The organism is Sporomusa sp. (assembly GCF_035561255.1).
Taxonomy (GTDB): domain Bacteria; phylum Bacillota; class Negativicutes; order Sporomusales; family Sporomusaceae; genus Sporomusa.
Window position 1 is genome coordinate 1 of record NZ_DATMXX010000134.1, and the last position, 9,650, is coordinate 9,650.

Annotated in this window: 10 protein-coding genes, 1 tRNA gene and 1 riboswitch; of the genes, 4 read left to right on the forward strand and 7 right to left on the reverse strand. The window is 42.3% G+C overall.

The window, feature by feature from the left end; genetic code table 11:
* Positions 1 to 123: 123 nt before the first annotated feature.
* The 6 genes from VN379_RS07575 to VN379_RS07600 form a co-directional block, all read right to left on the reverse strand.
* Positions 124 to 213 (reverse strand) — tRNA-Ser (locus VN379_RS07575).
* 6 nt (positions 214 to 219) lie between these two features.
* The gene (gene tadA / locus VN379_RS07580; protein WP_325532449.1) at positions 220 to 669 is read right to left on the reverse strand and encodes a tRNA adenosine(34) deaminase TadA; all 450 of its coding nucleotides are present in this window, start codon (positions 667 to 669) and stop codon (positions 220 to 222) included.
* A 105-nt stretch (positions 670 to 774) separates the two neighbouring features.
* The gene (locus VN379_RS07585) at positions 775 to 1,248 is read right to left on the reverse strand and encodes a hypothetical protein (RefSeq protein WP_325532451.1); all 474 of its coding nucleotides are present in this window, start codon (positions 1,246 to 1,248) and stop codon (positions 775 to 777) included.
* Between the two features lie 41 nt (positions 1,249 to 1,289).
* The gene (crcB, locus tag VN379_RS07590) at positions 1,290 to 1,673 is read right to left on the reverse strand and encodes a fluoride efflux transporter CrcB (protein ID WP_414714973.1); all 384 of its coding nucleotides are present in this window, start codon (positions 1,671 to 1,673) and stop codon (positions 1,290 to 1,292) included.
* Positions 1,674 to 1,702: 29 nt separating this feature from the next.
* Complete coding sequence (locus VN379_RS07595; protein WP_325532452.1) at positions 1,703 to 2,041, reverse strand: DUF190 domain-containing protein; 339 nt, start codon at positions 2,039 to 2,041, stop codon at positions 1,703 to 1,705.
* Between the two features lie 71 nt (positions 2,042 to 2,112).
* Positions 2,113 to 2,176: riboswitch (Fluoride riboswitch) on the reverse strand.
* Positions 2,177 to 2,262: 86 nt separating this feature from the next.
* A complete protein-coding gene (locus VN379_RS07600) occupies positions 2,263 to 2,709 on the reverse strand; it encodes a YaiI/YqxD family protein (protein WP_325532454.1) in 447 nt (148 codons plus the stop codon).
* Positions 2,710 to 2,951: 242 nt separating this feature from the next.
* Between VN379_RS07600 and VN379_RS07605 the strand changes: the two genes are divergently transcribed.
* From VN379_RS07605 to VN379_RS07620, 4 genes are all read left to right on the forward strand, one after another.
* Positions 2,952 to 4,607: an ATP-binding protein gene (locus VN379_RS07605; protein ID WP_325532456.1), complete on the forward strand. Its 1,656-nt coding sequence runs from the start codon at positions 2,952 to 2,954 to the stop codon at positions 4,605 to 4,607.
* Positions 4,608 to 4,789: 182 nt separating this feature from the next.
* Positions 4,790 to 5,971 carry a cyclic nucleotide-binding domain-containing protein gene (locus tag VN379_RS07610; RefSeq protein ID WP_325532458.1) on the forward strand — a complete coding sequence of 394 codons (1,182 nt, stop codon included), beginning with the start codon at positions 4,790 to 4,792 and terminating at the stop codon, positions 5,969 to 5,971.
* A complete protein-coding gene (locus VN379_RS07615; protein WP_325532460.1) occupies positions 5,964 to 7,727 on the forward strand; it encodes a B12-binding domain-containing radical SAM protein in 1,764 nt (587 codons plus the stop codon). The genes VN379_RS07610 and VN379_RS07615 overlap by 8 nt, the downstream gene beginning before the upstream one ends.
* A gap of 161 nt (positions 7,728 to 7,888) precedes the next feature.
* Positions 7,889 to 8,509: a TrkA C-terminal domain-containing protein gene (locus tag VN379_RS07620; protein WP_325532462.1), complete on the forward strand. Its 621-nt coding sequence runs from the start codon at positions 7,889 to 7,891 to the stop codon at positions 8,507 to 8,509.
* 54 nt (positions 8,510 to 8,563) lie between these two features.
* On the opposite strand, the gene dapB is transcribed toward VN379_RS07620, so the two are convergent.
* On the reverse strand, positions 8,564 to 9,388 hold the full coding sequence (gene dapB / locus VN379_RS07625; protein ID WP_325532464.1) for a 4-hydroxy-tetrahydrodipicolinate reductase: 825 nt from the start codon (positions 9,386 to 9,388) through the stop codon (positions 8,564 to 8,566).
* Positions 9,389 to 9,650: the final 262 nt, after the last annotated feature.

The following is a 9,650-nucleotide window of genomic DNA, read 5'->3' on the forward strand; positions in this document are numbered from 1 at the left end:
CAACAATACGGAAAACCTTTATTTTTATCCCAAAAAGGATACAACTTTGGATACAAGTTTACGTAATTTAAAAATACAAAAAGCCTCCGCTAACCTGCGGAGGCTTGATTTTGCTAGGTTTATTGGCGGAGAGGGTGGGATTCGAACCCACGGTCCCTTTGACAGGACACTTGATTTCGAGTCAAGCACCATCGACCACTCGGACACCTCTCCATTAAATTACTTCCGTCTTTGGCGGAAAAAATCTTTCATAATTGCTGTGCATTCATCTGCACGTACACCAGAGGTTACTTCCAGGCGATGATTAAGCGCTGGATTCTGCACAACATTAAAGAGTGATTCAACTGCTCCGGCTTTGTAGTCGGGGCTGCCATAGACTAGTCTATCGATACGGCTCATGACAATAGCACCAGCACACATCGGACACGGTTCTATAGTAACATAAAGTGTAGCGCCAGTCAATCGCCAACGGCTTAGTACCTTACAGGCTTCTCTGATGGCGATCACTTCGGCATGAGCAGTAGCGTCATGCCATATCTCACGCATATTGTGAGCACTTGCTACAACCTGCTGGTCTATCACCAGCACAGCACCAATCGGTACCTCGCCCAGATCATACGCCTGCCTGGCTTCAACCAATGCCAGTCCCATATAGTAACTATCATCCATAGTTTTTCACCGCCGCTGAAGCTTAAAAAATGCCACTTTGATATTATATCCCGTCCTCAGAAAAAAAGTCAACACCTTTCCCTCCGGTATATTGTGGATACCCGATTACCGTCTTAAGGTGGCAATAAGACGTTTGGGATTAAGCAGCAGTTGAATCGCATCTTCAGGACTTTTAACAACAATGTCAGCGGCTGCCAGAATACCACTGCTAACCCCTTCAGGTCCAAGAAGTGCAATCTTTAGTCCGGCAATAAAGAACATCGGCTGGTCATTTACTCCGTTTCCAATGACGACTGTGTTGTCTGCCCCCAGTCCCTGGACATATTGCGCCTTTTCTGTACCATCTGCCTGCTTACTCAAAACAATAACTTCCACACCAGCGACATTCTTTAACTGCTCACGCACTGTACCGAAAGTATCTGCCGTAATTACTGTTACATGAATTTTCACAGCTAATTCTCGCAATAAATCACAGACTAAACTACTGATAATGCCATCCTCGGCTAAGGTTCCATTACAATCAAAAACGGCATGTTTAAAGCTCAAGTTCCTTCCATCTGGCAAAATAACTTCAATCATATTTATCCGCCCCCTACCATTACTACCGTAGATCAATTTTACTAAAGTGTAAGATACCTCGCACAATTCATCCCTACCCATGTTGCCAAAAAGCCAATACCACAGTTGGCTATGACATTATATAGGGCAAGGGAAACATCTGACTCCTGCAATAATTTTATTGTCTCATAACTAAATGATGAAAATGTTGTTAGCCCGCCCAGAAAGCCGGTGGTAACAAACAACCGCCATTCTGGTTTAACAATGATCTTATCATTCACCAACGCCAAAAATAACCCAATGATAAAACACCCTGCCACATTGACGAACAATGTCCCATAGGGGAAATTTGATCCAAACCGCTCCGCCGCCCAGGAGGAGACTAAATATCTTGATGCAGCCCCTATTCCGCCGCCAATCACCACGATTAGTATGTTAAGCAACATGTCCACACCTCCCAGAAGCAACAGAATTATTACCGGGCCTTGCCGTATTTGAATACTTCAATATCATCTAGAGTAACTAGCCCTTCCTGCAGCATTTCATCAATATAAGGAAGCAATTTATTAATATATTCCTCGCTATCAATGATTTCTACCAAGACCGGCAAATCGCTTGACAGATCCACAATACTCGCAGAATGAATCCGACTATGTGCACCATAACCCATCAACCCGCGAAACATAGTGGCCCCTGCCAAATCGAGTTCTTTAGCTTTTTCGATAATGGCATAATAGAGAGCCTTACCTTTGTAACGGTCCTGCTCACCAATATAAATCCGTAACCGCTTAGCCTTACCTGTAATTTTAGGCATATATATCCTCCTTTCAGCAATAACCAGGATACTCTTATACCAGCCATAGTATAGAACAGACTCCTACCAGGTATCTGGTAGGAGTCATCACCGCTCATCACGGGGTTAATGGCGAACTCCATCGCCCAAGTATTGATTTATAGGTAAATTATAACAGCATGCCCGGATTAGCGTCAACAGTAAATTACATAGATAAATTAATCAAATCAGCCGTAACATCCTCAGTTGTGATTGCTCTGACCAATAATTAATTGCTCGATTTCAGCCTCAAATCGCTGATCATCTTGCCGCGTTCTTTTGCTAGGCCCGCCTGTTCTTCCGCCGCCACGACGAAACTTAGCTTTAATTTCCCGCTCTTCCAGCAGAAAATCGATATTCTCCGGACTATACACTTTACCTGTCGGACTAAGACAAGATGCAGACTTGCCTAACACCATCGATGCCAGTCCCCAATCCTGCGTAATAATTATATCACCAGGATCAGTCAGATTGATTACTTTTATATCTGCTTCTTGAGACGAACTGCCTACTACTACATGATGATCTGAAACAATATTATGGTTAAAACTAGCCACAGTCCAAACCGGGATATCATATGTTTGACCCATGCGGAGACATATCTGAAGAGCCGCCTTCGGACAAGCATCAGCATCAATTAATATTTTCATGGTGTTCCTTTTCTCCTTATTTTTCTTGATACTTTCGTGACAAAGATAGCTTTTCCTCTTATATCAATGACTGTTTTCATTATTAACTTTAACGGAAGAGTTGTCCGATATATCAATAATATTCTGTTATTCGGCATAATTCTCCATACTTTTCAGCAGGCCTTTGATATAATTACCAAAAGTGTAAATAAATGCAGCATAGAGTATAGTAATTTAAGATTCTTTGAGGGGAGAATTGGTAAATGACCTTTTACGAACTTTCAATTATTGCAGCTCTATCAGCTACATTCGCCGTAGGATGTGTTTATTTTTTCTTGTTCTGGCTCTACCGACAAACATATATAGGCTTGTGGGCAACTTTCTGGCTAGTTCACTTCCTTACGCAAATTTTTTTTCGCACCCCCTTACCGCAAATTCCTACACCTGTTTTAATCGTAATCCAGCTCATATCAATCGCCAATAATATACTCCTTGTGTATGCCACAAGTAAGTTCTTTGGACAAAAAATGACTAAAAGTTGGTATTACTGGGGTATTGGCTTATCCTTATTATCTGATATAGCCATTTTTTTTAATGCCTCATTTGCTGTAAAAAGCCTGCCCTCACTTGCTTTTATAGCTTATATCTATTTTTGGCATGGATGGATGTTCATACGCCACCTCGACAGTAAAAGCTGGGGTAAAACTGTTGTCGGTGCTGCTTTTATCGGAATGGGGTTACATACATTGGATATGCCTTTTCTTATCTCAGTAAGTTGGTTTGCACCATGGGGTTTTTTAATCAGCGCCACACTCCGCTTTATCATATCGATTGGTGTTCTAATGCTATATGTAGAAAAAAACTTTCGAGATCTGGTATCTAAAGAGCAGCAATATCGCCTACTAGCGGAAAATGCCGCCGATACCATTTATCTCTACAGTCTAAAACCAACACACAAGTTAGACTATATTAGCCCGTCAATATCCAGGCTAACCGGCTATAGCCCTGATGAATACTATGAATCACCTGGCCTGCTTTTTTCATTGATTCATCCAAGTGATGCTTTCTGGATTGAAAGCCTTGTTAACAGCCCAAGTTCGGTTTCAACTAGCCCCCTAGTAATGCGTCTTATTCGAAGGGATCATACTTTAATTTGGGTTGAACAGACAACTGTCCCAATCCTTGACACTGATGGCTTATGTATAAGTTTCGAAGGAATTATTCGCGACATATCCACGCGTAAGATGCTGGAGCAAGATGTCTCTCGCTTAGATCGATTGAATACTGTCGGACAAATGGCAGCGAATGTAGCTCATGAGATCAGAAATCCGCTAACAACAGTTAAAGGCTACTTGCAGTTCTTTCTAAAAAAGCCAGTTTTCTTAGGCTATCATGAGCATTTTAGTTTACTCATAACCGAACTGGACCGTGCCAATTTGATTATTAAAGAATATTTATCTCTCTGCCAGAATAAATCCCGTGATCTAAACCTTTGCCAGCTAAATAATATCATTCAAGATATCTATCCACTAATAAAAGCTGCGGCAAATGCATCAAGCATGGAAGTTTACTTTAGCCCGGAAGCCCTACCTGAGATACACTTGGATGAAAAAGAAATACGTCAGCTGCTTTTGAATTTAGTTCGCAACGGTTTGGAAGCCATGGAGCCCGGTGGATCCGTCATGATAAGGACTTATGTCAAAAATGATGAAGTAGTTTTGGAAGTACAAGATCACGGGGCCGGAATCCCTCCACACATCTTAGAAAATATAGGTAAACCATTTCTAACTACAAAAGATACTGGAACGGGTCTTGGCCTTGCAGTGGTTTATAGGATTACAAGTGATCATCAGGCAAAAATTCAGGTGGTGTCTGGCCCCCTAGGAACAACCTTCTATATATTCTTTAAAAACAAATGAAATAATGTTGGTTTTCTACTAAGAGAGTCCTATCTAGGGGCTCTTTTTTTTATCTTAAATACTAATTATGCTTTTCCTTGTTTTTAGAGTATATAAGATAATTTACTTAAAGGGGGTGATGCCTTTGATTGTTCCAATTCTCTACAGTTTCTCGCAAAAACAAATATGGAGGATGATTTGACATGGGTACTCAAGAAACTAGTATTTCTTCTAGAAACAAAACAAATTCTGCACTACAAGTGCGAATCGCTGAGGAGCCTTGGGAAAAAAGCGAAATCTATAAACTACGTTATCAGGTATATGTCCAAGAAATGGGTAAACCCTTAAGCTCAATCTTTAACAAAACAAAACAGATCTTTGATGCCATGGATGATCGGAGCATTTTACTTTATGTACAGGCCGGTAGCGAAATTGCTGCTACATTACGACTAACAATTTCTTCCCCTGATGACTATCCTTCTGACATAATTGAAGCGTTTCAGTTTCAGAAGTTTAGAACAATAAGTGAAGGCTTCGCGAAATCTCCCTATGGTCTCGCTACTAAAATTGCCGCGCTAGCACATTACAGGAGTTCTCCTGCATTTTATCTAATGCTTGTCGAGTCCTATCGCCTACTCCATGACCATAAAGCTCCAATATGCTTTGGAGGTTGCAATCCTTCAATCGTGCCATTATACGAACGGATAGGTTTTAGAAGATTTACTAAAAACTTTACTGACCCCGGATACGGTCTTTTAGTCCCATTGGTCATGGTGCTGGAAGATCAAGAACACATGAGAGCTGCTAAGTCTCCTATTTATCGTCTAGCGCGTAACCGTCCTAATGATCGAACAGTAGCACAACTTTTTTCCAAGGCGTTCCCGGAGATATCGAAGCAACATAATAGTCAACTAGTCACACAAGAAAGCTTGAGTAAATACCTGGAAGACAAATTAAGCAATAACTCTCCATTTATATTTCCAGTATTCAAATACCTTGACGCCAAAGAGGTGATCCGGCTTCTACTTGTGGGAGTAATATTCTCCTGCTCTCCAGGTGATTGCATCGTAAATCAGGACGGCTTATCCAGCGATTTATATATCTTGTTGCACGGCACCCTAGTTTCTTCAGCAAATGAAAGTTCTCACATGCTGCAACCTGGAGATCATTTTGGCAATCTAACAGCTTCCTCGCAGTCACGTCAAACGACCTCAGTCTCTGCGGTAACCGAATGCGAGGTTTTTGTTTTACCGTTGCAAGCATTCGAGCGCTATCAGCACCTTTACCAAAGATCAGCGCAAACTTTATTAAGCAACTTAAAAGCTACTCAAGTGCTTTCCTCTGTTTGCATCAAAACTAACCAAGGAGGACAACATCATGAATAAAAACATTGATTTACTGTTAATAAATAGTTTTGCACCTAGACAAAGGATTGCTTCCGATGCCGCACTGGAAAATGGATTAGCCATGATTCGCACCTATCTTGAAGAACGTGGCTTTAGCGTTTATGTTGCCGATGATCAACGGGTTTCACTTGTTGAAAGGGGTGTTCCCAAATGGTGCACATATTTGCTGCGCAGGCTGGTCAAGTTGCAATTATCCCAGACTACCGGCCGGTTTAAGTTCTTGGCCCTTGCCGCCCTACTCTTAGCCTGGCCGGTACAATCGCTAACCCTTCGCTTACGCAAACACCATCTGGATGAGATTATTGACAATATAGTTACCCTTGTTAAAACCGAGCAAATCCCGTTGGTAGGAATAAAAGTTTGGGGAGGAGCTCCTTACACCTGGAGTAGTAAACTATCCAAGAAGATCAGAGAAACTAGTCCAGAAACTATCGTAATCGCAGGTGGACCGCATGTAAAAGTATATGGAGAACATGTCCTGGCTCAGGGTGAATTTGATTTGGCGATTATGGGCCCAGGCGAAGAACTGCTGGAATACCTACTAAATAAGAGAAATACTGTTACGACAAAAGTGGCCTTTCTAGACCTCGTGCATCGGGAATTAGGACCCTCCCCCCTGCTGCGAACAGGCCATTACCATGAACAAGGCGACTACATGTTCCACTCATTTACCATTCCCAAATACAGGCCGGTAGACATGGCAGATAAGGTATGGTTTCACACCTTGATCGACGGACTGGGTTGCACCTGGAATAAGTGCAGCTTTTGCTCACATACCAGGCAAAATACCCATTACACCCCACGGCCGATAGAGGAGATAAAGGACGAAATCGTTGCTATGACAAGCCGGGGTATCGCATTTTTCCGGTTTAGCAGCTCTGAAACACCATTAGGCCATGGCCAATCTATCGCCCAAATGATCATAGCCGAAGATATAAAGATAAATTACTCCATGTTTGTCCGGCCAGGCAAAACATCTGAACACGTCTACAAAATCTATCGTCTAATGATTCGCTCCGGCCTCAGAGCCGTGTTTTTAGGTGGTGAGACCGGACATGATGAGATTAATGACAAAATTATGAACAAGGGGGTGGTACAAAAGGACATTATTGATACAATCCAGTGCATTAAACTGGCGGCAGTGGCAGAAGGCCTGACTTGCCAGGTTGTATTATCCATGATTTACCCTTGCCCGGTCATCCCTGGAATAACCCTGGAGAACGTTTTTGAGCAAAATGTAAGTTTAATTAGAGAAGCTAACCCCGATGCAGTTATCGTAAATCCTCCAGGGGTACTTCCTGGGACGGCGTGGTTTGATGAAAGAGAAAAACTAGGTTTTAAGTTAGGACAAAATTTTGTAAATGAACTAATGAACTATGAGTACTCCATTTACAAACCGGTAGAATTCTGGCGTAAACTCGACTATACTTTGAACGATTTGGATGTACAAAAGCTACTTAAAGAGATCGGCAGACTCAATAAGGCAATCATCAATATGGGAATCCCCATAAATATCTCTGACGACTATCTAATGATGAGTCAAGCCATCGGGTATAGTTCGAAGGCAGACCTGTTTGATTTTAAGAAAAAATCGTTTGTTGATATCATTAGTGGGACAAGCACATTCATCAAGCAAATCACCAAAACTATGAATGACCGCAGCAAACTGCTGGCAGCATCAAATCCATCCAATCAAGCTGCATCACCGGCGGCGACATCCACGACTAAAGAGTAGACCGTACACAAGCTTGCAACCCACTAGAGAGGAACCGCCAGTTGGCGGTTCCTTCTGCTTTTCCAGCGTTTTTTAAACTTACTGACAATGCCAGCTTGTTGACTGTTATGATAAAAGCTATAATAATAACAGCGCGGATTGTCAAGCGGAGGGAACTTCAGATGAAATCATCAATTGCTATGTACCGGTCTATTGCCTTAGACTTGGCCCAACGAATCATTAATGGCGAATACAGTGTACACGAAAAGATTTCGGGTAGATCCTTATTAGCCAGCCATTACAATGTATCGCCGGAAACAGTCAGGAAAGCGATAGCCCTCCTAAAAGTTAAGAATGTTGTCAGTGTCTCCCAGGGTAAAGAAGTAACTGTATTATCTACCGAAAATGCCTATAGCTTTGTAGAACACTACAAAAGCTCCGACTCTGTCGACTCCCTGCATCATGACGTTGAGCTTCTCTTACAGCAAAAGCGTGAGATTGATGCAAGACTGGAAAACCTGCTTACTGATATTATAAATTATTCCGATAAACTCCGTAATCTCACGCCCTACAATCCGGTTGAGGTTCAGGTACCTGAAACCTCGCATACCATCGGCCATACTATTGCAGAAATTAGATTGTGGCAACACACCGGAGCTACCGTTGTGGCAATTCGACGGGGTACAAAAATCATCATTTCCCCTGGCCCTGACGCCAAGATTGAGCCACATGATCGAATTGTGGTTGTTGGCGATCCAGAGATTCTAACAAAAACAACAAGCTTTGTTGGCAATCCAACATAAAAAACGAGCCTCCCTTTACCAGAAGGGTGGCTCGTTTTGTATTATTTCAAACGTTTAGGCATAGAAACCGGCCAGTGAGGCTGTAGCATCAGTATGCAACCGATCCTCTGCATAGTTTGGTTTTCCGAGGCCATATACATCTTTCATCTCATAGAAGCCTTTGCGGCCATAGATAAACTGAGCCGCTTTATAAGCCCCCTCGGCATAGGCCGTTCTGGAAAAGGCCGTGTGTGTGATCTCAATTTGATCATACTTCCCGCAAGCCAACACTTTATGGCGTCCGGTAATATCACCCGCCCGGATTGAGTGAATGGGTATCAAGTTATCGGCTTCCGACTTTTCAAGCCCCCGTTTAATCGCTGCGACGATTTTTTCCGCAGTGCCTGACGGACTATCTTTTTTATTTCTATGATTTTCATCAACAACCTGAAAATCATAATCTGATTGAAGGGCAGCTGCGATTTGAGCCATCACTAATAATACATTGACACCCAGGGTGATATTCGGGGCAATTACCACACCAATCTCCCTTTTCCTGGCCAACACCTTCACTCTTTTTATATCCATCTGGGTATAACCGGTAACTGCAGTTACCACGTTGACCTTGCACCGCGCCAGAGTCGCTAAATGTTCCCGCAGGAAGGATGGCGAGGAAAAATCGATTAATATATCGGGTTTATACCTGTTTAATTTTTCTTCTAGATTCTCCGTAGTCTCAACCGAGACACCCATGTGCGGTCTATGTAAAAGCTCGCCTAAATCTTTACCGGCATCCTGGCTGTTTTCCCGGCACAATACTAGCGCTAGTGCCTGTTCTTTATGAAAATATTCAGCTGCAATTCTCCCTGTTGTTCCTAAGCCAATTAACGCAACTTTCATCAGAACACCTCCTTGGCTACTTACAACTTAATAATACCATCGAGGTTGTAAGTTAGTCAAGTATATTACGCTAGAAAAATCTATCCATTATATTCCATAATTATTGTTGTTCATAAATTAAACCCCTGCCGAAACGGCAGGGGTTTGTATATGGGTGCTTACGTATGCGCGTTATTCAATTCAATGTTTTCGCAACCCTCATATTCTCGGAGGACACCTATTACATTTCTATTATTACCAGTTTAAATTCACTATATACATA